This is a genomic window from Dyella sp. RRB7 (assembly GCF_022761115.1).
In the GTDB taxonomy this organism is placed as follows: Bacteria; Pseudomonadota; Gammaproteobacteria; order Xanthomonadales; family Rhodanobacteraceae; genus Dyella.
The window spans coordinates 91,217-114,258 of record NZ_JAKWJS010000004.1 but is presented as its reverse complement, the minus strand read 5'-3'; the positions used below and the strand labels follow the sequence as shown (position 1 = coordinate 114,258).

Annotated in this window: 24 protein-coding genes; 14 read left to right on the top strand and 10 right to left on the bottom strand. The window is 65.7% G+C overall.

Annotation, left to right across the window (positions count from 1 at the left end):
- Positions 1-362: 362 nt before the first annotated feature.
- From MJ606_RS11580 to MJ606_RS11565, 4 genes are read left to right on the top strand one after another with little or no spacing between them, the layout of a single operon-like run.
- Complete coding sequence (locus MJ606_RS11580; protein ID WP_243049674.1) at positions 363-869, top strand: tail fiber protein; 507 nt, start codon at positions 363-365, stop codon at positions 867-869.
- Positions 870-892: 23 nt separating this feature from the next.
- Entirely contained in the window at positions 893-1,420 is a 528-nt protein-coding gene (locus tag MJ606_RS11575) for a tail fiber protein (protein ID WP_243049673.1), read from the top strand.
- 28 nt (positions 1,421-1,448) lie between these two features.
- Positions 1,449-1,982: a tail fiber protein gene (locus tag MJ606_RS11570; RefSeq protein WP_243049672.1), complete on the top strand. Its 534-nt coding sequence runs from the start codon at positions 1,449-1,451 to the stop codon at positions 1,980-1,982.
- Positions 1,979-2,560, top strand: a complete 582-nt coding sequence (locus tag MJ606_RS11565) for a GNAT family N-acetyltransferase (protein ID WP_243049671.1) — start codon at positions 1,979-1,981, stop codon at positions 2,558-2,560. The genes MJ606_RS11570 and MJ606_RS11565 overlap by 4 nt, the downstream gene beginning before the upstream one ends.
- Here the strand turns inward: MJ606_RS11565 and MJ606_RS11560 are convergent.
- The 3 genes from MJ606_RS11560 to MJ606_RS11550 form a co-directional block, all read right to left on the bottom strand.
- A complete protein-coding gene (locus MJ606_RS11560; protein WP_243049670.1) occupies positions 2,542-2,835 on the bottom strand; it encodes a hypothetical protein in 294 nt (97 codons plus the stop codon). The two genes, MJ606_RS11565 and MJ606_RS11560, sit on opposite strands and share 19 nt — an antisense overlap.
- Positions 2,836-3,094: 259 nt before the next feature.
- Positions 3,095-4,501, bottom strand: a complete 1,407-nt coding sequence (locus tag MJ606_RS11555; protein ID WP_243049669.1) for an aminotransferase class III-fold pyridoxal phosphate-dependent enzyme — start codon at positions 4,499-4,501, stop codon at positions 3,095-3,097.
- A 50-nt stretch (positions 4,502-4,551) separates the two neighbouring features.
- Positions 4,552-5,274, bottom strand: a complete 723-nt coding sequence (locus tag MJ606_RS11550) for an MtnX-like HAD-IB family phosphatase (RefSeq protein WP_243049668.1) — start codon at positions 5,272-5,274, stop codon at positions 4,552-4,554.
- A gap of 202 nt (positions 5,275-5,476) precedes the next feature.
- Here MJ606_RS11550 and MJ606_RS11545 point away from each other — a divergent pair, with 202 nt between their 5' ends.
- From MJ606_RS11545 to MJ606_RS11525, 5 genes are read left to right on the top strand one after another with little or no spacing between them, the layout of a single operon-like run.
- Complete coding sequence (locus tag MJ606_RS11545; protein WP_243049667.1) at positions 5,477-6,922, top strand: TolC family protein; 1,446 nt, start codon at positions 5,477-5,479, stop codon at positions 6,920-6,922.
- The gene (locus MJ606_RS11540) at positions 6,922-8,055 is read left to right on the top strand and encodes an ABC transporter permease (protein ID WP_243049666.1); all 1,134 of its coding nucleotides are present in this window, start codon (positions 6,922-6,924) and stop codon (positions 8,053-8,055) included. Before MJ606_RS11545 ends, MJ606_RS11540 begins: the two co-directional genes overlap by 1 nt.
- Before the next feature lie 3 nt (positions 8,056-8,058).
- Positions 8,059-8,817: an ABC transporter ATP-binding protein gene (locus tag MJ606_RS11535; protein WP_243049665.1), complete on the top strand. Its 759-nt coding sequence runs from the start codon at positions 8,059-8,061 to the stop codon at positions 8,815-8,817.
- A complete protein-coding gene (locus MJ606_RS11530) occupies positions 8,814-9,746 on the top strand; it encodes an HlyD family efflux transporter periplasmic adaptor subunit (RefSeq protein ID WP_243049664.1) in 933 nt (310 codons plus the stop codon). The genes MJ606_RS11535 and MJ606_RS11530 overlap by 4 nt, the downstream gene beginning before the upstream one ends.
- Before the next feature lie 11 nt (positions 9,747-9,757).
- Entirely contained in the window at positions 9,758-10,555 is a 798-nt protein-coding gene (locus MJ606_RS11525) for a MipA/OmpV family protein (protein ID WP_243049663.1), read from the top strand.
- A gap of 32 nt (positions 10,556-10,587) precedes the next feature.
- On the opposite strand, the gene MJ606_RS11520 is transcribed toward MJ606_RS11525, so the two are convergent.
- Both MJ606_RS11520 and MJ606_RS11515 read right to left on the bottom strand, forming a co-directional pair.
- Positions 10,588-10,908 (bottom strand): non-heme iron oxygenase ferredoxin subunit, encoded by a 321-nt coding sequence (locus MJ606_RS11520; RefSeq protein WP_243049662.1) that lies wholly within the window; start codon positions 10,906-10,908, stop codon positions 10,588-10,590.
- Positions 10,905-11,453 (bottom strand): N-acetyltransferase, encoded by a 549-nt coding sequence (locus MJ606_RS11515; protein ID WP_243049661.1) that lies wholly within the window; start codon positions 11,451-11,453, stop codon positions 10,905-10,907. The genes MJ606_RS11520 and MJ606_RS11515 overlap by 4 nt, the downstream gene beginning before the upstream one ends.
- Positions 11,454-11,619: 166 nt before the next feature.
- Here MJ606_RS11515 and MJ606_RS11510 point away from each other — a divergent pair, with 166 nt between their 5' ends.
- Positions 11,620-13,656 carry a M13-type metalloendopeptidase gene (locus tag MJ606_RS11510; protein WP_243049660.1) on the top strand — a complete coding sequence of 679 codons (2,037 nt, stop codon included), beginning with the start codon at positions 11,620-11,622 and terminating at the stop codon, positions 13,654-13,656.
- 108 nt (positions 13,657-13,764) lie between these two features.
- Here the strand turns inward: MJ606_RS11510 and MJ606_RS11505 are convergent, their stop codons facing one another.
- The 5 genes from MJ606_RS11505 to MJ606_RS11485 form a co-directional block, all read right to left on the bottom strand.
- Positions 13,765-15,012 carry a cysteine desulfurase gene (locus MJ606_RS11505; RefSeq protein ID WP_243049659.1) on the bottom strand — a complete coding sequence of 416 codons (1,248 nt, stop codon included), beginning with the start codon at positions 15,010-15,012 and terminating at the stop codon, positions 13,765-13,767.
- Positions 15,013-15,044: 32 nt separating this feature from the next.
- Positions 15,045-16,364: a Fe-S cluster assembly protein SufD gene (gene sufD, locus MJ606_RS11500; protein ID WP_243049658.1), complete on the bottom strand. Its 1,320-nt coding sequence runs from the start codon at positions 16,362-16,364 to the stop codon at positions 15,045-15,047.
- Complete coding sequence (gene sufC / locus MJ606_RS11495) at positions 16,361-17,131, bottom strand: Fe-S cluster assembly ATPase SufC (protein ID WP_243049657.1); 771 nt, start codon at positions 17,129-17,131, stop codon at positions 16,361-16,363. The genes sufD and sufC overlap by 4 nt, the downstream gene beginning before the upstream one ends.
- Before the next feature lie 95 nt (positions 17,132-17,226).
- Positions 17,227-18,708, bottom strand: a complete 1,482-nt coding sequence (gene sufB / locus MJ606_RS11490) for a Fe-S cluster assembly protein SufB (protein WP_243049656.1) — start codon at positions 18,706-18,708, stop codon at positions 17,227-17,229.
- 35 nt (positions 18,709-18,743) lie between these two features.
- Positions 18,744-19,178 carry an SUF system Fe-S cluster assembly regulator gene (locus MJ606_RS11485; RefSeq protein ID WP_243049655.1) on the bottom strand — a complete coding sequence of 145 codons (435 nt, stop codon included), beginning with the start codon at positions 19,176-19,178 and terminating at the stop codon, positions 18,744-18,746.
- Positions 19,179-19,519: 341 nt separating this feature from the next.
- Here MJ606_RS11485 and MJ606_RS11480 point away from each other — a divergent pair, with 341 nt between their 5' ends.
- From MJ606_RS11480 to murU, 4 genes are all read left to right on the top strand, one after another.
- The gene (locus MJ606_RS11480) at positions 19,520-19,858 is read left to right on the top strand and encodes a P-II family nitrogen regulator (RefSeq protein WP_243049654.1); all 339 of its coding nucleotides are present in this window, start codon (positions 19,520-19,522) and stop codon (positions 19,856-19,858) included.
- On the top strand, positions 19,848-21,182 hold the full coding sequence (locus MJ606_RS11475) for an ammonium transporter (protein WP_243049653.1): 1,335 nt from the start codon (positions 19,848-19,850) through the stop codon (positions 21,180-21,182). Before MJ606_RS11480 ends, MJ606_RS11475 begins: the two co-directional genes overlap by 11 nt.
- A gap of 88 nt (positions 21,183-21,270) precedes the next feature.
- On the top strand, positions 21,271-22,284 hold the full coding sequence (locus MJ606_RS11470; protein ID WP_243049652.1) for a phosphotransferase: 1,014 nt from the start codon (positions 21,271-21,273) through the stop codon (positions 22,282-22,284).
- A complete protein-coding gene (murU, locus tag MJ606_RS11465) occupies positions 22,281-22,952 on the top strand; it encodes an N-acetylmuramate alpha-1-phosphate uridylyltransferase MurU (protein ID WP_243049651.1) in 672 nt (223 codons plus the stop codon). Before MJ606_RS11470 ends, murU begins: the two co-directional genes overlap by 4 nt.
- The last annotated feature ends 90 nt before the right edge of the window (positions 22,953-23,042 follow it).

Sequence of the window (23,042 nt, the reverse complement as noted above, 5' to 3'; positions counted from 1 at the left end):
GCAATGCACAATAAAACCTGTACGCCATGCCAGCTCCACTGACGAACGCCACGGCGCGACATCGCCGATCCATGCGACCAAGAACGCTGCTGCATATTGTCACCCCTGTGCGGCACCCACCCCGTCATGGTGGCGGGCGCACTGACCTAGCGCGAAACAGTCGTTCAATCGTCCGTATGCGAATGCGTGTACACGCAAGGTGAAGCCGGCGTATGCGGACTAGAGACACGTCACGATCGCGTCACATCGTAGGATAAACATGGCTGCCATGTCAGCAAATGCTTGCCAAGCGGCCGTGGATAGGATCAGATTCGCGAGGTAGCAGCGGCTCGCCCTCATCGCCTACACCAGGGGGAAATTTCATGGCAGAAGTTTTTGTGGGGCAAGTCATGCCCAGCGGATACGCATTTGCGCCCAAGAATTTCGCGCTATGCAATGGACAAACCTTGCCCATCATGCAGAACCAGGCGCTGTTCGCCTTGCTTGGCGTGCAATTTGGCGGCAATGGCACCACCACTTTCATGTTGCCGGACCTGCGCGGACGCACTCCCATCGGCAGCAACGCCGCTTATCCGGTAGGCACCGCAACAGGGGCTGAAACCGTCAGCTTGACCACGCAGACGCTTCCGCAGCACACCCATCTCGGCTACGGCGCCACCGCCGCGGGCACCGAGCGCAATCCGGTAAACAACTTCTACGGCGCCGTCGCCAGCGAAGCGTTGTACGCCCCAGCCAGCGGCTCGCAAGTGATTTTGAACGCCAGCACGTTGTCCAGCACCGGTGGCGGACAGCCGCACGAGAATATGCAGCCCTTCAGCGTGATCAATTTCTGCATCGCGCTGAGCGGCATCTTTCCTTCGCGTAACTGATACCCGCGCATCGGAGCATAGCCATGAGTACACCCTACGTCGGTGAAATCCGGCTGTTTCCTTATACCTTTGCCCCGGTCGGCTGGCAGTTGTGCGATGGCAGCCTGCTAAGCATCTCGGCCAATCAAGTGCTCTATACCGTGCTCGGCATCACTTACGGCGGCGACGGCGTCTCGACCTTCGCGGTGCCCGATCTACGCGGGCGCGTGCCGGTTCACCAGGGCGCCGGCCCCGGCCTGACGCCGCGCGTGATCGGCCAGAAGGCCGGTACGGAGAACGTTACCCTGCTCAGCACACAACTGCCCGCGCACACGCACGGCTTTGCCGCGACCACCAGCATTGCGACCGTCAACGCGCCAGCGACGACGGCAGAGTTCGGCGGATTGAGTGCCGATACGATGTATTCGGGAACGGACACCGCCAATGTCGTTTCGCCAGCCAGCGCCACGATCTCGCAGGTCGGCGGCAACTTGCCGCACGACAACCTCATGCCCACGCTCACCGCGAGTTATTGCATAGCGCTGACCGGGATATTTCCGTCGCAGAGCTGATCGGCGCGCGCCCCAGGGAGAATTCCGCATGACCACACCGTATCTCGGCGAAATACAGATGTTCGGCTTCAACTTTGCGCCGTACCAATGGGCGACGTGTGCCGGGCAGATCCTGCCGATTTCGCAAAACACCGCACTGTTTTCGCTGCTTGGCGCGAACTTCGGCGGCGACGGCCGATCCACCTTTGGCCTGCCGAACTACGGCGGCACCACGGCCTGCAGCCAGGGCCAGGGCCTCGGCCTCACGCAGCGCGTGGTGGGAGAATCGTTCGGCAGCGAAAGCGTGACCTTGCTGCAGTCGGAAATACCGGCGCACAACCACAATCTGAATCTGCACGGCCAGCAGGACCAAAGCCTGCGGCATGGCGTACCTGCAAATGGCGACGTCTTGCTGCTGCCGGCCAACGCCTCGCCATTCGTTTCCCAATCCAGCCCCAATGTGAACTTTGCGCCGGGCATGATCGGCGTCGCTGGCCAGGGACAGCCGCACGAGAATCGCCAGCCACTGCTGGCATTGAATTTCTGTATTGCACTGGTGGGGGACTTTCCGCAACAGCCATGAGCCCGCCATCGCCGACCGATCTGCGCTTTCCGCCACCGCATCGACCCATCAGCAGGTTTTCCGAAGCCCTGCGTCGGCAGGGCTTCGGATGGCGCGCCGCGGAGCGAGGCGACATCGATTTCATGCGCCGCCTGTACGAAACGCTGCGCGCGGACGAGATGGCCTTGATCGCGTGGCCCGAAGGAACGCGCGAGGCTTTTCTCGACAGCCAGTTCGCCCTGCAACACCATCACTTCACCACGCACTTCGAGCATGCTGAATTCCTGGTGCTGGAGCACGGCGGTACCGCCATAGGCAGGCTCTATCTGCTGCGCGACGCGCCACGCTGGTCGATTATCGATATTGGCCTGCTGCCTGCGTGGCAAGGCCGCGGCCTGGGTGGTGCGCTACTGCGGCAGCTGCAGCAGGACGCGCAGGACGCCGATGCGCGGGGCTTGTCGCTACACGTGCGACTCGACAATCCGCGCGCCCATGCGCTGTATCTGCGGCTGGGCTTTCGGAGTGAAAGCGTCGACGGCATGCATCGACTCATGCATTGGGACGCGCCGTTGGCGAGCGCTCAGTTGAACACCGCCTGATACACGAACCCATCCTGATTGCGTGCCACCGGCACCAGGAAAATGCCGAAATCGCCGATGCCGGGGCTCTCCATCTGGTAGACACGCTGCGGAAACAGCACCGCCGACGAGTGATGAAACAGCAGAGAAAAGGGCGCCCGCACCATGCCGCGCACTGCCGGCGCAGGCAACGGCCGCGCCTCGATCAACACGAACGGCGATTTGCCGTGATCAAGATCCACCGTGAAGGTTTCATTGATGCGACCGGCAAAATGTTCCAGCGTGAGAATTTGCACGCCACCCTCCCCTGTGCCTCGGCGATGCGCGAGTGTCGCATGGAAGCACTACAGGCAACAGCTCCCGCAAAACGTCGCGCGGCCCCTTTGCAACAGGCGCGATCAGCGTGTTTCAGGACCACGTTTGACTCTTTGCCCGGGAATTTCCAAAAAAAACGGCGACGCATAAGCGCCGCCGTTGTCAAACATCCCCTGCATGGGAACTACTTGAGACAAACCATCAACCAACACCGCGGGGCATGCGCCCCGCGGCGTCGCATTACATCTGTTTCTTGGCCTTGGCCAGCAGCTGGTCGAGCAGCGCGATGGCCAGGTCGATCTCTTCGTGCGTGATGTCGAGCGACGGCGCGAAGGTGATCACGTTCTTGTACCAGCCGCCCACGTCCAGCACGAGGCCGATCTTCTTGCCGTTGTGCTCCAGGTCGCCGGCCAGGCCGATGTCGACCATCTTGTCCAGCAGCGCCTTGTTCGGCGTGAAGCCGTCGTCGGTGCAGATCTCGGCGCGCAGGGCCAGGCCCAGGCCATCGACGTCGCCGATTTCCTTGTGGCGCTTCTGCAGGTCCTTGAGTGCGTCGAGGAAGTGCGCGCCCTTCTCGGCCACGGTCTTCTCGTAGTCCAGCTCGTAACCCATCTTGATCACTTCCAGGCCCAGCGAGGTGCCCAGCGGGTTGGAGTTGAACGTGCTGTGGGTGGAGCCCGGCGGGAAGATGGTAGGGTTGATCATCTCTTCGCGCGCCCACAGGCCCGACAGCGGGTTGAGGCCGTTGGTCAGCGCCTTGCCGAACACGATCACGTCCGGCGTCACGCCGAAGTGCTCGATCGACCACAGCTTGCCGGTGCGCCAGAAACCCATCTGGATTTCGTCGACCACCATCAGGATGCCGTACTTGTCCAGCACCTTCTTCAGGTCCTTGAAGAAGTTCTTCGGCGGGATGACGTAGCCGCCGGTGCCCTGGATCGGCTCGACGTAGAAGGCGGCGTATTCGGCCTGGTTGACCTTGGGGTCCCACACGCCGTTGTATTCGGTTTCGAACAGGCGCTCGAACTGGCGCACGCACGCATCGGAGTATTCCTCCGGCGTCATGCCCTTCGGGCGGCGGAACGGGTACGGGAACGGGATGAACATCGCGCGCTCGCCGAAGTGGCCGAAGCGGCGGCGGTAGCGGTAGCTGGAAGTGATCGACGAGGCGCCCAGCGTGCGGCCGTGATAGCCGCCTTCGAAGGCGAACATCAGGCTCTTGCCGTTCTTGTAGTTGCGCACCAGCTTGAGCGAATCCTCCACCGCCTGCGCACCGCCGACATTGAAGTGCACGCGGCCCTTCAGGCCGAACTTCTGCTGCGCGTCGACGGCGATGGTCTTGGCCAGCTCGATGCGGGTCTGGTGCAGGTACTGGCTGGCGACCTGCGGCAGGATGTCGATCTGGCGCTTCAGCGTGTCGTTGAGGCGCTTGTTGCCGTAGCCGAAGTTGACCGCCGAGTACCACATCTGCAGGTCGAGGAACGGCGTGCCAGCGGTGTCGTACATCCAGCTGCCTTCGCCATGGCGGAAGATCTTCGGCGGGTCGACGTAGTGCACGGTGTCGCCGAAGGAGCTCCACTCGGCCTCGTCGGCGAGCAGCTGCGCGTCGGGAATCACGACGCCAGCGTTCTTGTCGTAAGCGTTCATCAGGGAAATCCGGAAACGTTCAAGTAGTGGGTTGAACGGGCAGCGCCCGTTCAGAGGGAAGAAACGGCCAGCGCAAGCGCGACCGGCGTGTGCTCGGCCAGCAGGCTGCCGTCGAGCAGGCGCGGCAGCAGTTCCAGCGCGTCCTCGAAGCCGGTGATCGGCACATAGGGGATGCCGGCGGCGCGGCAATGCTCGATCAGGCGGTGCTTGGCAAAGACGAAATCGACGCGGTCGGCGGCGCAGAAATCCGACGCACCATCGCCGATCAGCAGCGTCTTGGCGCCACCCTGGCTCGCCTGCGCGGCCACCGCGCACTTGCAGGTACCGCTGCGGCAGCCCTCGGCCTGGAACGGCGAGGTGAGCTGCCACTGGCGCGGCGGCGTGGCGGGGGCCAGGTGATTGGCGGCCAGCGGCAGATCGTCCAGGCCGTAACGGCCCAGGATCTTGTGGATGGCGTAATCGAGACCGTCGCTGACCACGCGGATGGGCGTATTCAACTCGCGCGCCTGCTTCACGAACGCCGGGAAGGCGTGGTCGATCCACAGCGAGGACAGGTGCTTGTCCAGCGCCTCGGGCGTCATGTCGAGCAGGCTGACCTGGCCGGTCATGCACTCGCGCGAGCCGATGCGGCCGGCGCGCCAGTCCTGCTCCAAAGTTTCCCAACCGGGGCGGCCAAAGCGGTCAAGCAGCGAGTCGATCACGTCCTCGACCGAAATGGTGCCGTCGAAGTCGCAGAGAATGGTCCAACCAGTCACAAGCGTGAAGCTCCGCATTGCAGAATGGCGACACCATAGGGACCCACCCCTTTCGGCCTCCTTTCTTTCCGAAAGATACTGCGCATCTGCCGGCGGTCCGCCGCTGGCCCAAAGCGTTTCATAAGGCTACCGAAGGCTAGCTCCGGTATGCTTGGCCGTCTCTTGGCGCTGCCGCCGGTCACAAGCCCACCCACTTGTTGCCTGAATATCCAGGAATTTCGTGTTTCAGCGTCGAAACAAACTGCCTACGTCGATCATGAAAACCGCATATCCCCGTCGCCTGCCCGCTGTCGGGCTGCTGGCATGGGGACTGGTCGCCCTCGCCGGCTGCGCCGTCGCCCCGGTACCCCAGCTCAAGCCGCCCGTGCCCGATGCCTGGCGCAATGCGCCGGCTGGCGTGGCGCCGCCGACGGCAGACCTGCGCGGCTGGTGGCAGGCGTTGGGCGATCCGCAGCTGAACGAGCTGATCGATCATGCCCTGCAGAGCAACCTCGATGTGGCCCAGGCGGCCGAGCGCATGCGCGCCGCGCGCCTGCTGAACCGCCACGCGCACGATCCCTATCTGCCCTCGCTGCATGGACGCACCAACGATGTGATCGACCCGGATACCACCGCGTCGTATTTCGTGGCCGGTTTCGATGCGGTATGGGAACTGCCGCTGTTCGGTGCCTGGCAAAGCGGCAAGCGCCTATCGCAGGGCCAGCTCGACGCGGCCGATGCCGCCGTGCGCGGTGCCCAGGTGTCGCTGGTGGCCGAAGTCAGCCGGCGCTGGATCGAACTGCGCTCCGCCCAGCAGCAGGCGCGCCTGCTCGGCGACATCGGCGATGCGCTGCAGGAAAAGCTGCGGCTGCTGAAGGTGCGCGAGCAACTGAAGCTGGTGTCGCCGCTCGAAGTGGCTCACGCCGAGGCCGAACTGGCACGTGCCCAGGCCGCCATGGCCGAACCGCAACAGACCATCAACAGCAGCGCCCAGCAACTGGCGGTGCTGCTTGGCCAGCCAGAACCCGATCCGCAATGGCTGCAGCCGGGCGCCCAGCCCCAGCTTGGCGAATGGCAGCTGACCACCGCGCCGGCCGACATGCTGCGCGCCCGTCCGGAAATCGCCAGCGCCGAGGCCGACGTGCTGCGCGCCGCCGGCGAGCTGGGCATGAGCCGCGCCGATATCTACCCGCACATCGGCCTGGGCTCGTCGCTGCAGTGGTCGGCCAATATCGCGGCCAACCACAGGGTGCACACGGGCGAGGCCATCTTCTCCTACGGTCCCATCCTCGACATTCCGCTGTTCGACTGGGGCCAGCGCGTGGCCGCTGCCCATGCCAAGGACCACGAACTGCGCGCCGCCGTGCTGGCGTACCGGCAGGCCGTGCTGCAAGGCGTGGCCGAAGCGGAAACCGCCATGGGTGACCTGGAACAGCTGCGCGGCCGCGAAACCGCATCGCAACAGGCCGCCCAGGCCGTGCAAAGCAGCACGGCCGCGCTGCGCAAGCGCGCCCAGCTCAACCTGAGCAGCAACCTGGACATGCAGGACGGGCTGATCGAAGGCCACCGCGCCCAGCTTGACGTGGTCAGCGCCATCGCCGCGCGCGACCTCGCCTACGTCGCGCTGTACAAGGCGCTCGGCGGCGCCGCGATGCCCAACCCACCGTTGCCGCGGAGCGTCGACTGATGGTGGCGCTCGCCCGCAAGACACTGATCTACGAATGGCGCCGTTTCCTGCCCGCCATCCTCGCGGTGGGTTTCGCCGGCCTGCTGCAGCTGCTGCAGGCCGCCTTGGTGCTGGGCATCTTCGGCAGCGCCAGCGTGTATATCACCGGATCGTCGGCCGACCTGTGGGCGGGCTATCCGGGTACGCAGAGCGTCAATCTCGGCCGCTCCATCGACAACGGCGTGGAAATGCGCCTGCGCATGGATCCGGCGGTGACCGCGGTCGAGCCCTTCCATTGGGTCGATGCCGATTGGCGTGGTCCCAACGACACTGGCGGCGTATCGGTGTTCGTCTCCGGCATCAACACGCGAGCGGACGGCATGCTGTTCGCGCACGCCCTGCCACCGTCGCTGCGCCAGCGCTTGAACGAACCGGATGCGGTGATCGTCGATCGCGCCGACCTCGACAGCCTTGGCGTCAGCGTGGGCGACAGCGCCGTCATCAACGGCCATCGCGTGCGCGTGGTGGGCGTGAGCAACGGCCTGCGCGCATTGGGCGGCGTCAACGTGGTGGCCTCGCTGACCACCGCCGCCGAGCTGGATACCGACCCCACCAATGCCAACCGCATGACCTATTTCGTGGCCAGGCTGCGCCATCCGGCGAATGCCCGCGAAGTCGCCGAACGGCTGCGCGGCAACCATGCGTTCGGCAGCTACGACGTGTGGACCGCCAGGGATTTCGCCCGTCGTTCGCAGCTGTACTGGATCTTCGATACCGGCGCCGGTGCTGGCGTGTTGTTCCTCGCCGGCATCGTGTTCCTGGTCGGCGCGGTCATCACCAGCCAGACGCTGGTCGCCGCGGTGATCGGCTCGGTACGCGAATACGCCACCCTCAACGCGCTGGGCGTGGGTGTCGGCGCCTTGCGCAAGGTGGTGATGGAGCAGGCCTTCTGGGTCGGTGCGCTCGGCCTGGTGGGCAGTACCGTGATGGGCGCCATCGCGCTGGCTTTCGCGCGCAGCCGCAGCGTGCCGGTGGCGCTCGGCCCGGGCGTCGCGCTGGTCTGCATCATGCTGAGCATGGCCCTGGCCATCGTGTCGGGCCTGGCGGCGATGCGCAGCCTGCGTCGCGCCGATCCGGCGACGTTGCTGAGGTAAGCGATGAACCAGCCGTCACCCCACACCATCCCGCCGGTATCGTTGCAGGCACGCCACGTCAGCAAGTCGTTCAGCTCGGGCCCGATCCACCACACCGTGCTGCACGACCTCACGCTGGACATCCGCGCCGGCGAGCTGACGCTTATTTCCGGTCCGTCCGGCTGCGGCAAGAGCACCCTGCTGGCCATCCTCAGCGGCCTGCAACGCCCCGACCAGGGCCAGGTGGTGGCGCTGGGCGAAGACCTGACGCTGCTCAACACGCGCGCGCTGGAACGTTTCCGCCTGCTGCATACCGGCTTCGTGTTCCAGGGCTTCAATCTGTTCCCGGCGCTCAACGCGCTGGAACAGGTGGAGCTGCCGCTGAGCTATCTCGGCCTGCCCCCGGGCGACGCGCGCCGCCGCGCCATCGCGTCGCTGGAGGAAGTAGGCCTGGGGCCGCGCATGGGCCTGCGTCCCTCGGAATTGTCCGGTGGCGAAAAGCAGCGCGTCGCCATTGCCCGCGCGCTGGCCAAGGAGCCGGGCCTGCTGTTCGCCGATGAGCCCACCAGCGCGCTGGACGCGGCCAACGGCCAGATCATCATCGACATCCTGCATCGCATCGCGCGCACGCATGGCACCACCGTGCTGTGCGTCAGCCATGACCCGCGACTGGTCGGCCACGCCGACCGCGTGCTGGCCATGGAGGATGGCCGTATCCTTAGTGACCGTGTGTCGTCACCGATATCGACGCCGACGTCAGGCATCGAGGAACCTTCAGCATGACCCTGCGTCCGTTTTCTTCCCTGCTCGCCCTGGCCGTCGCCGTGTCGCTGCTGGCCGCCTGCTCGCATGACGATGCCGGCCAGCAAGCGACGGCCGCTGCTCCCACCTATGCGGCGGTGGCGCGCGGACGCATCGACATCGAGGGCGGCATGCTCAAGCTGAGCATGCCACGCGATGGCGTGGTGGCCGAGATCAAGGTGCACGAGGGCGACCACGTGCATAAGGGCCAGTTGCTTGCCGTGCTCGACACCAAGCCCGCGCAACTGGCGGTGAGTTCTGCCCAGGCCGAGCAGCAGCAGGCCGAAGCGCAGGGCAAGCTGCTTGAGGTCCGCCTCAAGGCCGCGCAACAGCGCGCGTCGCGTCTCGCCGCGGCCGCGGCGGCCGGCGCCGGCGATGGCCAGAGCGCCGACGACGCGCGCGAAGCCGCGCAGCAATTGCAGGGCGAGCTGGACAACGCGCGCGCGAGCAGCGCCATGGCGGCACAGAAGCTCGACGCCGCACGTTATGAACTGGCGCAACGCAGCCTGCTGGCCCCGGTCGATGGACAGATCGTGGAGCGCCTGATCCAGCCTGGCGCCGCCGTATCGCCGCAGGGTGGCCCCGCGTTCGTGCTGCTGCCGGAAGAGGCCCGCCTGGTGCGCGCCGAGCTCAATGAATCGTTCGTGGGCGCCGTACACGAAGGCATGCATGCCCAGGTGGTCGACGACAGCGGCAGTGGCGCCCCCACGCTGAGCGCTCACGTGCAACGCATCGGCACCGTGTTCGGTCCCAGTGCACTGGAAGAGGACCCGATGATCCGCGCCAACACCCGCACGGTGGAATGCGTACTGGTGTTCGATCAACCGCCGCCGGACTCGCTGCGCATCGGCCAGCGCGTCATCGTGCAGTTCGGCGCTGACACCCAGCCGTCCGCCAAGCCGGGCGCCTGACCGGTCCGCGCATGTCCCGCCGCCTGCCCCTTCTTGCCCAGCTCACGCCGGCCACCTTGCTGGCGGTATTGCTGGGGACCGCATGCGGTGCCCATGCCGATGATGTCATCGAAGGACCCAACGACATGCTGGGCGTTGGCATGCAGCGCATGCCGGCATGGCTGGGATCGAGCGATCACCGCAACCAGCCCGTTCCGTATATCCAGGCGGAACTGCCCTGGCATATCACGCTGTCGACGCTCGACGGCCTCACGGTCGATCTGATCCACGGCGACCAGTGGCGCGGCGGCCTGTACGGCAATTACCTGTGGGGCCGTGATCGCGACGAACTGGGCCCGAAGCTTGGCGGCGTGGTCGACTCGCTTTCGCCGCGCATCAACGGCGGCGGCTATATCGAGTACCAGGCCACGGTGCCGCTCAACCTGGGCGCCACCTTGAGCCACGACACCCAGGGTGCCGGGGCCTACCTCAACGTGTATGCCGATTACGACCTGCCGGCCATCGGTTACTTGAACCACAGCGTGCAGCTGCAGTGGCAGGCGATGAACGGCCCGGCCATGCGGCGTTTTTTCCAGGTCACGCCCGCACAGGCGATCAAGCTGGGCGTGACGCCCTGGTCGCCCGGCGCCGGCAACCAGCAGATCGCCTTCGAGTACGACGCCTATATGCCGACCAGCCTGCATACCGGCTTTGCGTTCGCGCTCAACTACACGCGCCTGCTTGGCGACGCCGCGAACAGCCCGCTGGTACGCAGCTTCGGTTCGCCCAACCAGTTCACCACCACGCTGGCTTTCGTCTACCGCTTCTGACGGCGCGATGGCGAGCCGCCATGCAGTGACGATCAACGATCGTCCCGCGTCCAGATCTGCCCGTCCGCTTCGTGCACGGGGAAGCTGGCGATGGGCTCGTACGCCGGGGGGCAGGTCACCGCGCCGGTGCGCACGTCGAAGCGTGCGCCATGGCGCGGGCATTCCACTTCAAAGCCATGCACCTCGCCACCGGCCAGCTCGCCGCCATCGTGGCTGCACACGTCCTCGATGGCGTACAGGTCACCGTCGATGTTGTAGACGGCGATCGCGGTATCGCCATCCCACACCACCTTGAATTCGCCCGGCAGCAGTTCGCTGCGCGTGCCCACGAAGACCCATCCGGACAGATTCATGCAGTCACCTCGCGCAACGGCTTGCTCATCCACACGAAGCGCAGGTCGTCGCGCCGGGGGATGCCAAAGCGCGCGTCGCCATAGGGAAACGGGCGCGTCTCACCGGTGAGGCGGTAACCGCGACGCTCGTACCAGGCGATCAGTTCGGCGCGCTGCTCGATCACCGTCATGCGCATCGCCGCCAGCCGCCATGCGTCGCGGGCGACACGCTCTGCCTCGGCCAGCAGTGCGCGGCCCAGGCCGGCGGCCTGCAGCTCCGGATCGACCGCGAACATGCCGAAATAACCGTACCCACCCTGCTGCTCGATATGGCAGCAGGCGAGCAATACGCCATCGCGCTCGGCCAGCAGCACCAGGCTGCCGGGACGACCGATCAGTCCGGCGACGTTCTCCGTATCGGTGCGCTGCCCGTCCAGCAGGTGGGTCTCGGTGGTCCAGCCACGCTGGCCCGACTCGCCGCGATAGGCGGACTCGACCAGGGCAACGATGGCGGGCACGTCGGCAGCGATCGCCGCCCGATAGACAAGGGGGGAAGATGTAGGCATCCGCGCATGATAAAGCCCCGGCCCGGCGATCGCACCGCACGCATGACCTTCGACACTGTGCGTCGTGCGCCCACGCTGCCTAGCCTGTCCATTGGGGTCGTGTCGACTCATGCAGGCACCAACGGCCGTCCGGATGCGCCAAGCGCGTCCCATCAAGGGAGAATCCATGAAGAACCGCATTGTGAAACCGCTCGCGCTGGCCGTGGGCCTGGCGCTGTGCACCGGCGCGCTGGCGGCACCCTCCGGCGCCTTCGACGTCAAGGAGCTGGACACCAGCAAGGACGTCTGCAACGACTTCAACGGCTTCGTCAATGCCAAGTGGATCGCCGCCAACCCGATTCCGGCCGACCGCACGCGCTGGGGTTCGTTCGACTCGCTGCGCGAGGACAGCCTCAACGTGCAGCACGCCATCGTGGAGAAAGCCGCCGGGCAGGCCGCCACCGCCGCGCCCGGTTCGATCGAGCAGAAGATCGGCTATCTGTATGCCTCCGGCATGGACGAGGCGGCCATCGAGAAGGCTGGGTTCGATCCGATCAAGCCCGAACTGGCGCGCATCGCCGGCCTGAAGAACAGCGCCGACATCGTCGCCTATATCAGCGACAGCTACGCCCATGGCCATCCGGTGGCGTTCCGCTTCTATGGCAGCCCGGACTTCAAGAATTCCAGCCAGCAGATCGCCTACGCCGGCCAGGGCGGCTTGGGCCTGCCCACGGCCGACTACTACAGCAAGCCCGACTTCGAGAAGATCCGCGCCGCCTACGTGGCGCACATCGCCCGTACGCTGCAGCTGGTGGGCGTGAGCGAAGCGGACGCGCAGGCACAGGCCAAGGCGGTGATGGCGTTCGAGACGCGCCTGGCCGCCGCCTCGCTGGTGCCGACCGAGCTGCGCCAGCCGGAGAACCGCTATCACTACGTCAGCATCGCCGACGCCGACAAGGTGACGCCCCGCTTCGAGTGGGCGGCCTTCTTCAAGGCCCAGGGCGCCGAGGTAAAGGACGGCTTCTCGCTGTCGCAGCCGAAGTTCTTCGCCGAGTTCGACAAGATGCTGGGCGAAGTGCCGGTGAACGATTGGCAGGCCTATCTGCGCTTCCATGCCATCGACCAGGCCGCGCCGTACCTGTCCACGCCGTTCCAGCAGGAAGACTTCGCCTTCAACGCGCAGACGCTCAACGGCCAGAAGGAAATGAAGTCGCGCTGGAAGCGCACGCTCGACACCGTTGAGGGCGGCATGGGCATGGCGCTGGGCCAGCTGTACGTGGCGCAGACCTTCTCGCCCGCATCGAAGGCGCGGGCGCAGGAGCTGGTCAACAACCTGCGCGCCGCCTACAAGGCGCGTATCGAAAACCTGCCGTGGATGAGTGAAGCCACCAAGCAGAAGGCGCTGGAGAAGTGGGCCAGCTTCACCCCCAAGATCGGCTACCCGGACAAGTGGCGCGACTGGAGCGGCCTCAGCCTGCAGCCGGACAACTACTTCGCCAACGTGCAGGCCGCCGACAAGTTCAACTACGACTACATGGTCGGCAAGATCGGCAAGCCGGTGGACCGCACCGAATGGGGCATGACGCCGCAGACGGTGAATGCCTACTACAGCCCGCAGAAGAACGAGATCGTGTTCCCGGCCGCCATCCTGCAGCCGCCGTTCTTCAGCGCCACCGCGGACGACGCGCTCAACTACGGCGGCATCGGCGCGGTGATCGGCCATGAGATGGGCCATGGCTACGACGACCAGGGCAGCAAGTTCGACGCCCAGGGCAACAACGTCAACTGGTGGACCGACGAGGACCGCAAGGCCTTCGAAGCGCGCACCGACAAGCTGGCGGCACAGTTCGACAGCTACGAGGCGCTGCCGGGCAAGTTCGTCAACGGCAAGCTGACCATGGGCGAGAACATCGGCGACCTGGGCGGCCTCAATGCCGCCTACGATGCGCTGCAGATGGCGTTGGCCAAGAACCCCAAAGAGGCCAAGAGCAAGATCGACGGTTACACCCAGGACCAGCGCTTCTTCCTCAACTGGGCGCGCGTGTGGCGTGGCAACATCCGGCCGGAAGCGCAGCTCACCCTGCTCAACACCGATCCGCATGCCCCGGCGCAGTTCCGCGCCATCGGCGCGCCGTCCAACATGCCCGCGTTCGCCAAGGCGTTCCAGTGCAAGGCCGGCGACACGATGGTTCGCGACCCCGACAAGCAGGTGAAGATCTGGTAACAGCCCCTGTGCGATGACCGTATAGACAGAAACGCCGCGGCTCAACCGCGGCGTTTTTTTATCCTGTAGTTGCGCACGACATGCATCGTCGCAAAAAGCCGGGGGGCGTCACATGAGCAGCTTACGCACCTTGAGCAAGGCCGTGACAAAGGCGTCGATCTCTTCACGCGTGTTGTAGAACGCGAACGAGGCACGCAAGGTGGCGGGCACGTTGTAGAACTGCATCAGCGGATGGGCGCAGTGGTGGCCCGAGCGCACGGCGACGCCCTGAAGGTCGAGCAGCGTCGCCAGATCGGTGGCCTGCGCGCCCTCGATCAGGAACGAGATCACCGGCTCCTTCTCCTGCGCCTCGCCGAACAGGCGCAGGCCGGGGATTTCGCGCAGGCGTTCGGTGGCGTAGGCCAGCAGCTGGTGTTCCCACGCGTGGATGGCGTCGAAGCCGATCGAATCGTAGTAATCGATCGCCGCACCCAGCCCCACGAAGCCGGCGATATTGGGCGTGCCCGCCTCGAACTTGTGCGGCGGCTCGGCAAAGGTGGTGCCGTCGAAACGCACTTCGCGAATCATCTCGCCGCCACCGAAGAACGGCGGCATGGCATCCAGGTGTTCCTTGCGCGCCCATAGCGCGCCGGTGCCCGTCGGGCCCAGCATCTTGTGGCCGGTGAGCGCGTAGAAATCGCAGCCCAGCGCCTGCACGTCCACCGGGCGGTGCGGCACCGCCTGCGAACCGTCCACCAGCAGCGGGATGCCGCGCTTGCGGCATTCCCTGGCGATCTCGCGCACCGGATTGACCGTGCCGAGCACGTTGGACACGTGCGTGACGCAGGCCAGCTTCACCTCGGGCGTCAGCATCTCGATGTATTTCTCGACGATCAGCTCGCCGCGCTCGTTGATCGGCGCCGCCTTCACGGTGGCGCCGCTGCGCGCGGCCACCAGCTGCCATGGCACGATGTTGGCGTGATGCTCCATCACCGTAGTGAGGATGGCATCGCCCGCCTTCAGGCGCGGCAGCGCGTAGCTATAGGCCACCAGGTTCATCGCCTGGGTGGTGCCCGAGGTCAGCACCAGCTCGTTGCGCGAAGTGGCGTTGATGAAACGGGCCAGCTTGTCGCGCGCCCCTTCGTAGGCCGCGGTGGCTTCCTCGCCGAGCAGATGCACCGCGCGCGAGACATTGGCGTTGTGCTCGCGGTAGTGGTTGTCCACCGCCGCGATCACGCTTTCGGGCTTCTGACTGGTATTGGCGTTGTCGAAATAGATCAGCGGCTTGTCGTGCACCGTGCGCGACAGCAAGGGGAAGTCGGCGCGGATGCGCTGCACGTCGAACACGGTGGGAAGCGGTTGGGTCTGTGCATTCATCGTGGTGATTTCGCCTTGTAGCCCAGGGGCCTTCACGCGGAAGGCAGGTGCGCCATCAGCTGGTGATAGAGGTGTTCACGCAGGCCCTCCTCGGGCAGCGGCTCGAACACGGCGCGGCAGAACGCGGCCGTAAGCATCGAGCGCGCCTCGGCCAGCGGAATGCCGCGCGAACGCAGGTAAAACAGCGAACGCTCGTCGAGCTGGCCGACGGTGGCGCCGTGCGAGGCCTTCACTTCGTCCGCGTAGATTTCCAGCTCGGGCTTGGTGTCGATCTCGGCCTGGCCGGACAGCAGGAGATTCTTGCTGCTCAGGCTGGCATCGCTGCCATCGGCGCCTTCGGCCACCACGATCGCGCCACGGAATACGCCACGCGAACGCTGGTCGGCCACGCCACGCCACACCGATTCGGAGGACGTATTGAGCGCCTGGTGACGGATGGCCATCTGCGTATCGACATGCTGGCGCCCGCCGAGCACGAACACGCCGCGTGTTTCCAGCCGCGAGCGGTCGCCGGCCAGGTTGGCATGCAGGTCATGGCGAACGAGCGCGCCGCCCAGTTCCAGCACGTACAGCGAAGCCTGCGCCTGCGCATCCAGCTGCACGCTGTCGTGACGCACCAGCGTACTGCCGGTGGCAGCATCCTGCAGCGTCACCTGCCGCAGGCGGGCGCCCTTGCGCAGCACGATATCGGCGACCTGCGTGCCCAGGTGCTGCTGGTCGCCGCTGCTTGCGTGATGCTCGATCAGGGAAAGCTCAGCGTCCTCGCCCAGTTCGATCACATGGCGAACATGCCAGGCAAGATCCACCTCGCCGGGAGCGCCGATGAAGAGCAGATGCACCGGCTGCGCGATCTTTGCGCCCGCCGCCACCCGCAACACCACGCCGTCACCGGCCAACGCCGCGTTGAGTCGCGCGAACACGTCGCCGCCTTCGCGGTAGTGCCGTGACAGCGCGAAGCGCAGCGGCTCGGCGTCGCCCTGCAGGGCTTGCGACAACGGCTGCAGGTCCAGGCCGGCCGGCAGTGCATCGATGCGGGAAAGATCGGCGCGGAACACGCCGTTGACGAACACCAGCGCCGGTCCGTCGATACCCGGCAACGCGAAGGCACTGGCATCGACGGCACGCGATGCCGCCTGCTCATCACCCGATGCAAAGTGGCGCTGGCCCAGCGCGCGCAGCGCGGTGTACTTCCACGCCTCCATGCGCGTGTCCGGCAGGCCGGATGCGGCGAAGGCATCGAGATTCTCGCGCCGCGCCGCCTGCAGCCAGCCAATGCTGCTGCCGGGCAAGCGCGCCTGTGCCGCCGCTTCCAGCTGCGAGTCGACGAAGGGCGTGCGCTGCGGCTCGCTCATGCCGAGGCTCCGTGCAACACGGGGTCCTTGTCGGTGACCCAGGCATAGCCCTGCTCTTCCAGCTTCAGCGCCAGCGTCTTGTCGCCGCTTTCCACGATGCGGCCGTCGGCCAGCACGTGCACGAAATCCGGCTCGATATAGTCGAGCAGGCGCTGGTAATGCGTGATCACCAGGAAGCCGCGCTCGGCCGAACGCAGCGCGTTCACGCCCTGCGCCACCTGCTTGAGCGCGTCGATATCCAGGCCCGAGTCGGTTTCGTCCAGGATCGCCAGCTTCGGTTCGAGCACCGCCATCTGGAAGATCTCGTTGCGCTTCTTCTCGCCGCCCGAGAAACCTTCGTTGACGGCGCGATGCAGCAGCTCGTCGGAGATCTGCATGATCTTGAGCTTCTCGCGCACCAGCTTGAGGAACTGCATGGAGTCGAGTTCCCGCTCGCCGCGCTGCTTGCGCTGCGCGTTGAGCGCGGCACGCAGGAAGTAGGTGTTGTTGACGCCGGGAATTTCCACCGGGTACTGGAAGGCCAGGAATACGCCGGCGGCGGCGCGCGCTTCCGGCTCCAGCGCCAGCAGGTCGACACCGTTGAAGGTGACCGAACCCTCGGTCACCTCGTAGCCGTCACGCCCGGACAGCACATTGCCCAAGGTGGACTTGCCGGCGCCGTTGGGCCCCATGATCGCGTGCACCTCGCCCGCGTTCACGGTCAGCGTGAGTCCCTTGAGGATGTCCTTGCCCTCGACGCGGGCGTGCAGGTTTTCGATCTTCAACATGGCAGATTCTTCAGTTGGCGGCCCGTAGGCACGGCACGTTCAAAAGGCAACATTCGTTGGTAACAGCAGGGGAAATCGCGCGCAGGCGGCGGAAGTCATCCCACCGCGCCTTCCAGCGACACTTCCAGCAGCTTCTTCGCTTCCACCGCGAACTCCATCGGCAGCTCGCGGAACACCTGCTTGCAGAAGCCGTCGACGATCATCGACACGGCGTCTTCCTCGCCGATGCCGCGGCTGCGGCAGTAGAACAGCTGGTCGTCGGAGATCTTCGAGGTGGTGGCCTCGTGCTCGACGATGGCGGTGGGGTTCTTCACTTCCATATAAGGGAAGGTGTGGGCACCGCACTTCTTGCCGATCAGCAGGCTGTCGCACTGGGTGTAGTTGCGCGCGCCCTCGGCGCCCTTTTCCACCTTCACCAGGCCGCGATAGCTGTTGTTGCTGCGGCCGGCGCTGATGCCCTTGGACACGATCTTGGACTTGGTGCCCTTGCCGATATGGATCATCTTGGTGCCGGTGTCGGCCTGCTGGCGATGATGCGTAAGCGCCACCGAGTAGAACTCGCCCACCGAGCGGTCGCCGCGCAGCACGCAGCTGGGGTACTTCCAGGTGATGGCCGAGCCGGTTTCCACCTGCGTCCAGGAGATCTTCGAATCGTTGCCGCGGCAGTCGCCGCGCTTGGTCACGAAGTTGTAGATGCCGCCGACGCCGTTCTCGTCGCCCGGGTACCAGTTCTGCACGGTGGAATACTTGATCTGCGCGCGCTCCAGCGCCACCAGTTCCACCACCGCGGCATGCAGCTGGTTCTCGTCGCGCATCGGCGCGGTGCAGCCTTCGAGGTAGGAGACGTAGGCGTCGTCCTCGCACACGATCAGCGTGCGCTCGAACTGCCCGGTGTTGATGGCGTTGATGCGGAAATAAGTGGACAGCTCCATCGGGCAACGCACGCCCTTGGGCACGAACACGAACGAGCCGTCGGAGAACACCGCCGAGTTGAGCGCGGCGAAGAAGTTGTCGCCGGTCGGCACCACGCTGCCCAGATACTTCTGCACCAGTTCGGGATGTTCGCGGATCGCCTCGCTCATCGAGCAGAAGATCACGCCGGCCTCGGCCAGCTCCTTGCGGAAGGTGGTGCCGACGGAGACGGAATCGAACACCGCATCCACCGCCACGCCGGCCAGCTTGGCGCGCTCATGCAGCGGCACGCCCAGCTTGTCGTAGGTTTCCAGCAGCTTGGGGTCGACCTCGTCGAGCGACTTGGGGCCGGACTTGGGCGCGGCGTAGTAGCTGATCGACTGGTAGTCGATCGGCGCCAGCTTGAGCTTGGCCCAGTCGGGCGTGGGCATGGTAAGCCAGTGGCGATACGCCTTGAGGCGCCACTCGGTCATCCATTCCGGCTCTTTCTTGAGCGCGGAGAGCTGGCGCACGATGTCTTCGGACAGGCCCGCCGGCAGATAGTCGGTTTCGATGTCCGTGACGAAGCCCGCTTCGTAGCGGCGACCCAGCGCGGCGGCGACTTCGGCGTTGTCGCGAAGCGTCGTGGCGGAAAGGTCGCTGCGGTCGGTGGTTTCGGTGGTCATGGTCGTATTCATATCGTCGGGGGCAGTCACGGGCGTCATCCGATCAAGGTCGCATCGATGCGACGACTCGGTGGCTTGAGCATGTCGGACAGGCTGACGGCGCGCAGGGCGCTGTCGACCACGCTGTTGACGTGTTGCCAGTTGGATCGCACGCCGCATTGCGACTCGCGCTCGCACTGGCCTTCGGCCAGGCTGCATTCGGTCATGCCGATGGGGCCTTCCAGCGCCTCGACAATCTGCGCCAGGGTGATGTCGCCGGCGGGACGCGCCAGCCGGTAACCGCCATTGACGCCGCGGAACGACTCCACCAGCCCGGCATGGCCCAGCGACTTCAGCAGCTTGCTCACGGTGGGTAGTTCCAGGCGCGTCTCATCGGCGATCTGCGCCGTGCTGAGCACGTCGTCAGGATGGGCGGCGATGCAGGTCATCACCACCGTGGCGTAGTCGGTGAGGCGGCTGACGCGAAGCATGGGGAGCTGGGCCAGGGCTACGGAATCGGGACCAAAATGGTACTGATTAATGGCGATTGGGTCAATGTGACGACACTGCACCAAAAACGGGCGATCGCTTGGCGCATTGCTCTCTTCTAGAGCAACAACGACTATCCAATTCGGCGTACCGGCGGAATCCCCTCATCGTCATCCCCGCGAAAGCGGGGACCCTGTGCCTTTGCAACCCACTGAAGTCACTGGATTCCTGCTTTCGCAGGAATGACGGCACAGGGGTAGCCGACGCCGTATTCCATCCCTGGCCAACCCATGGCACGCATCGTGCTGCACCGCCACATATCGACGGCATGGGGAGCTGAGGGATGAAGTGGATTACGGCGATCATCAAGCCGTTCACCCTGGATGACGTACGCCAGGCGCTGACCGAGGTGGGCGTGACGGGCATGACCGTCACGGAGGTAAAGGGGTTCGGCCGCCAGCACGGGCACACCGAGCTGTACCGCGGCGCCGAATACGTGGTGGATTTCCTGCCCAAGCTGAAGCTGGAGGTGGCGGTGGCCGACGAGCAGCTCGACCATGCCATCGAGGCGATCATGGGTGCCGCGCGCACCGGCAAGATCGGCGACGGCAAGATCTTCGTCAGCGAGCTGGAACAGGCCATCCGCATCCGCACGCAGGAGGTCGACGTCGATGCGCTCTGACGGAAAAACCTTCAAGACCGTGCTGGGCCTGGCCGGCCTGTTCGCCAGCCTGCCCGCCTGGGCGCAAACCGCGGCGCCCACCCATATCGACAGCGGCGACACCGCCTGGATGCTTACCTCCACGGCCTTCGTGCTGCTGATGACCATCCCGGGACTGGCGCTGTTCTACGGCGGCATGGTGCGCGCCAAGAACCTGCTGTCGATCCTGATGCAGTGCTTTGCCATCACCGCGCTGGTGACGGTGTTGTGGCTGTTCTACGGCTACTCGCTGGCCTTCAGCACCGAAGGCATGCAGGCCGGCGTGACCAACCTGCACTCCTTTATCGGCGGGCTGGATCGCGTGTTGCTGGCCGGACTGAAGCCGGATTCACGCTACCAGACGGTGCCGGAAAGCGTGTTCATCATGTTCCAGCTGACCTTCGCCATCATCACGCCCGCGCTGATCATCGGCGCGTTCGCCGAGCGCATGAAGTTCAGCGCGCTGCTGTGGTTCAGCGGGCTATGGCTGACCATCGTCTACCTGCCGGTGGCGCATATGGTGTGGAGCGGGCCGGGCTCGTTCCTTGGCGATCTGGGCGTGCTCGATTTCGCCGGCGGCACCGTGGTGCATATCAATGCCGGCATCGCCGGCCTCATCGCCTGCCTGGTGATCGGCAAGCGTCGCGGCTATCCCAACGTGCCGATGCCGCCGCACAACCTCGGTTACACCGTGGTCGGCGCCAGCCTGCTGTGGCTGGGCTGGTTCGGCTTCAACGCGGGCTCGGCCGTCGCGGCCAACGGCAGCGCCGGCATGGCCATGCTGGTGACGCAGATCGCCACGGCCGCCGCCGCGCTGGGCTGGCTCGGTACCGAGTGGATCGTGCATCGACGCCCCAGCGTGCTGGGCATCGTGTCCGGTGCCGTGGCCGGCCTCGTGGCGGTGACGCCCGCGGCGGGCACGGCGGGTCCGGGCGGCGCGCTGGTGCTGGGCCTGGTCGCCGGCATCATCTGTTTCTTCAGCGCCACGCGCCTGAAGCACAAGCTGGGCTATGACGATTCCCTCGATGTATTCGGCGTGCACGCGATCGCCGGCATCGTCGGCGCCCTGCTCACCGGCCCGCTGGCCTCGCCCAAGCTGGGCGGTTTCGGCACGGTGGAATCGTTGTGGGGCCAGTTGTGGATCCAGGCCAAGGGCGTGGGCTTCACCGTGGTATGGAGCGCGGTGCTCAGCCTGGTGATCCTCAAGCTGATCGACTGGACGCTGGGCCTGCGCGTGGACGAGGAGCAGGAGCAGATCGGCCTCGACCTGGCGCTGCACGAAGAGAAAGCCTACAACCTCTCGTAAGCGCGGCACGGCTTCCTCTCCCCAACGGGGAGAGGAAGCCAGGGCAAAGAGCCGGTAAGCTGCGCGGCATCATCACTCGCCGCACGCCATGACTCCCGCTCCCGATCGCGCCGCCGCCCGCCTTGCCTGGACCCGCGCCACCCTCGGCGACGCCACGCTGACCCTCGAATCCGCGTCGTCGGACGCCAGCTTCCGCAGCTACTGGCGCACGCGCCACGAGGGCACCAGCTGGATCGTGATGGACTCGCCGCCGGCGCAGGAAGACCCGCGTCCGTGGCTGGCCATCGGCGAACGCCTCGCCGCTGCCGGCCTGCACGTACCGGCGGTGCGTGCCCACGATCTTGAACAAGGTTTCCTGCTGATCGAAGACCTGGGCTCACGGCTGTACCTGCCTGCGTTGAACGACGACAGCGCCGACCCGCTCTACGGCGACGCGATGGATGCGCTGCTGCGCATGCAGACGCGCATGGACTGCCGCGATTTGCCGCCGTTCGATCACGCGATGCTCGTGCGCGGGCTCGAAGTGATGCCCGAATGGTTCCTCCAGCGGCACCTGGGCCATACGCCCGACTGCGATGAATGGGACGTGCTGGAAGCGGCCTTCGACGTGGTGATCCGCAATGCGCTGGCGCAGCCGCGCTGCTTCGTGCATCGCGATTTCCACAGCCGCAACCTGCTGATCGTCGACCACAACAATCCCGGCATCATCGATTTCCAGGGCGCCCTGGCCGGGCCGATCACCTATGACCTCGCTTCACTGCTGCGTGATGCGTACATCGTCTGGCCGCGCGAACGCGTCGAAGGCTGGGTGGAGTCGTACCGCCGGCGACTGCTCGATGCAGGCATGATCGGAAGCGATATCGACCGCGAACACTTCCTGCGCTGGTTCGACCTCACCGGCCTGCATCGCCATATCCGCGTACTCGGCCAGTTCTACCGGCTGTGGTATCGCGACGGCAAGCCGGGCTATCTCGCCGACGTGCCGCGCGTTTATCACTACGTGATATCGGTAGCGCGCAGCTATCCGGAACTGGCCGATTTCGTGGCCCTGCTGGAGCGCCACACGGCAGGTCGCGACCTCACCCGGGTGGTCGCCGCATGAGGCACGCACTGATCTTCGCCGCCGGCCTGGGCGAACGCATGCGCCCGCTTACCGACCGCACGCCCAAGCCGTTGCTGCCCGTTGGTGGCAAGCCGTTGATCGAATGGCACCTGGAAAAGCTGGCCGCCATCGACGTGCGCTACGTGGTGATCAACACCTCGCACCTGGCCGATCAGTTTCCCGATGCACTCGGCGATGGTTCGCGCTGGGGCCTGCGCATCCGCTATGCCTATGAAGGCCCCACCCCGCTGGAAACCGGCGGCGGCATGCTCAACGCGCTGCCGCTGCTGGGGCCCGAACCCTTTATCGCGGTCAGCGCCGACATCTATAGCGACTACGACTATGCCGCCCTGCCCCTGCAACCCGCGGGGCTGGCGCATCTGGTGATGGTGCCCAACCCCGACTGGCATGCCGGCGGCGATTTCGTGCTCGATAACGGGCAACTCCACCAGGACGGCCCGGGCGAGCGCCTCACCTTCGGCAATATCGGCGTGTATCGCCCGGCCTTCCTGCAAGCGCAGACACCGGGCCGCTTCAAGTTGCTGCCGCTCTACCAGCAGGCCATGCGCGGCGGGCAACTCAGCGGCGAACGTTACGACGGCTTCTGGCGCAACCTGGGCAATCCCCACCAACTGGCTGAACTGGATGCGCACGTGCGCGTTAGCTGAGCGAAAGGTAGCCCGGCGCAAAATCCTGCCGGCTGGATGCTGCCGGACCTCGGCGGTATCCTAAACCGCCCGGTTCTGTAGTTCGCTGCG

Excerpts from the sequence above, each read along its gene's own strand:
- MJ606_RS11575 (WP_243049673.1), top strand. The coding sequence starts at position 893 with ATGAGTACACCCTACGTCGGTGAAATCCGGCTGTTTCCTTATACCTTT.
- MJ606_RS11470 (WP_243049652.1), top strand. The coding sequence starts at position 21,271 with ATGACTCCCGCTCCCGATCGCGCCGCCGCCCGCCTTGCCTGGACCCGC.
- MJ606_RS11550 (WP_243049668.1), bottom strand. The coding sequence starts at position 5,274 with ATGCGGAGCTTCACGCTTGTGACTGGTTGGACCATTCTCTGCGACTTC.
- murU (WP_243049651.1), top strand. The coding sequence starts at position 22,281 with ATGAGGCACGCACTGATCTTCGCCGCCGGCCTGGGCGAACGCATGCGC.
- MJ606_RS11535 (WP_243049665.1), top strand. The coding sequence starts at position 8,059 with ATGAACCAGCCGTCACCCCACACCATCCCGCCGGTATCGTTGCAGGCA.
- MJ606_RS11570 (WP_243049672.1), top strand. The coding sequence starts at position 1,449 with ATGACCACACCGTATCTCGGCGAAATACAGATGTTCGGCTTCAACTTT.
- MJ606_RS11515 (WP_243049661.1), bottom strand. The coding sequence starts at position 11,453 with ATGCCTACATCTTCCCCCCTTGTCTATCGGGCGGCGATCGCTGCCGAC.
- MJ606_RS11505 (WP_243049659.1), bottom strand. The coding sequence starts at position 15,012 with ATGAATGCACAGACCCAACCGCTTCCCACCGTGTTCGACGTGCAGCGC.
- MJ606_RS11565 (WP_243049671.1), top strand. The coding sequence starts at position 1,979 with ATGAGCCCGCCATCGCCGACCGATCTGCGCTTTCCGCCACCGCATCGA.
- MJ606_RS11480 (WP_243049654.1), top strand. The coding sequence starts at position 19,520 with ATGAAGTGGATTACGGCGATCATCAAGCCGTTCACCCTGGATGACGTA.
- MJ606_RS11540 (WP_243049666.1), top strand. The coding sequence starts at position 6,922 with ATGGTGGCGCTCGCCCGCAAGACACTGATCTACGAATGGCGCCGTTTC.
- MJ606_RS11475 (WP_243049653.1), top strand. The coding sequence starts at position 19,848 with ATGCGCTCTGACGGAAAAACCTTCAAGACCGTGCTGGGCCTGGCCGGC.
- sufD (WP_243049658.1), bottom strand. The coding sequence starts at position 16,364 with ATGAGCGAGCCGCAGCGCACGCCCTTCGTCGACTCGCAGCTGGAAGCG.
- MJ606_RS11510 (WP_243049660.1), top strand. The coding sequence starts at position 11,620 with ATGAAGAACCGCATTGTGAAACCGCTCGCGCTGGCCGTGGGCCTGGCG.
- MJ606_RS11530 (WP_243049664.1), top strand. The coding sequence starts at position 8,814 with ATGACCCTGCGTCCGTTTTCTTCCCTGCTCGCCCTGGCCGTCGCCGTG.
- MJ606_RS11520 (WP_243049662.1), bottom strand. The coding sequence starts at position 10,908 with ATGAATCTGTCCGGATGGGTCTTCGTGGGCACGCGCAGCGAACTGCTG.
- MJ606_RS11555 (WP_243049669.1), bottom strand. The coding sequence starts at position 4,501 with ATGAACGCTTACGACAAGAACGCTGGCGTCGTGATTCCCGACGCGCAG.
- sufC (WP_243049657.1), bottom strand. The coding sequence starts at position 17,131 with ATGTTGAAGATCGAAAACCTGCACGCCCGCGTCGAGGGCAAGGACATC.
- MJ606_RS11580 (WP_243049674.1), top strand. The coding sequence starts at position 363 with ATGGCAGAAGTTTTTGTGGGGCAAGTCATGCCCAGCGGATACGCATTT.
- MJ606_RS11485 (WP_243049655.1), bottom strand. The coding sequence starts at position 19,178 with ATGCTTCGCGTCAGCCGCCTCACCGACTACGCCACGGTGGTGATGACC.
- MJ606_RS11525 (WP_243049663.1), top strand. The coding sequence starts at position 9,758 with ATGTCCCGCCGCCTGCCCCTTCTTGCCCAGCTCACGCCGGCCACCTTG.
- sufB (WP_243049656.1), bottom strand. The coding sequence starts at position 18,708 with ATGACCACCGAAACCACCGACCGCAGCGACCTTTCCGCCACGACGCTT.